The sequence below is a fragment of the Streptosporangium amethystogenes genome (genome assembly GCF_000721075.1).
Taxonomy (GTDB): Bacteria; Actinomycetota; Actinomycetes; order Streptosporangiales; family Streptosporangiaceae; genus Streptosporangium; species Streptosporangium amethystogenes.
Window position 1 is genome coordinate 1 of the sequence record NZ_JOEQ01000160.1, and the last position, 411, is coordinate 411.

Genomic DNA, 411 nt, shown 5'->3' on the forward strand with positions numbered 1-411 from the left:
CGGTCGGGCTACTACGAGTGGCGTGAGCGGCCGGCCTCGGCCACCGCGCAACGCCGCACCCTGCTGGCCACGCTGGTCGCGGAGATCTTCGGCGGCTCGTACAAGACCTACGGCTACCGGCGGGTGCACGCCGCCCTGCTGCGCCGCGGCGAGCACTGCTCGGCCGAACTGGTCCGCGCCCTGATGCGCGAGCTGGACCTGACCCCGGCCCAGGCACGTGCGTTCCGGCCCACCACCACCGTGCAGGGCGACTTTCACGGCATCCCCGACCTGGTCCGGCGCGACTTCACGGCCGAGCAGCCGGGCACCAAGCTCGTCGGCGACATCACCTACATCCCGACCTGGGAGGGCTTTGTATATCTGGCCACCGTCATCGACTGCCACAGCAAGGCGGTCCTGGGCTGGTCGATG

The 411-nt window shown here is 70.6% G+C and carries 1 protein-coding gene; it reads left to right on the forward strand.

Features of this window, described 5'->3' with window-relative positions; genetic code table 11:
• The coding region (locus IG98_RS0144090; protein ID WP_030926685.1) for an IS3 family transposase at positions 1–411 on the forward strand (411 nt) is incomplete at both ends.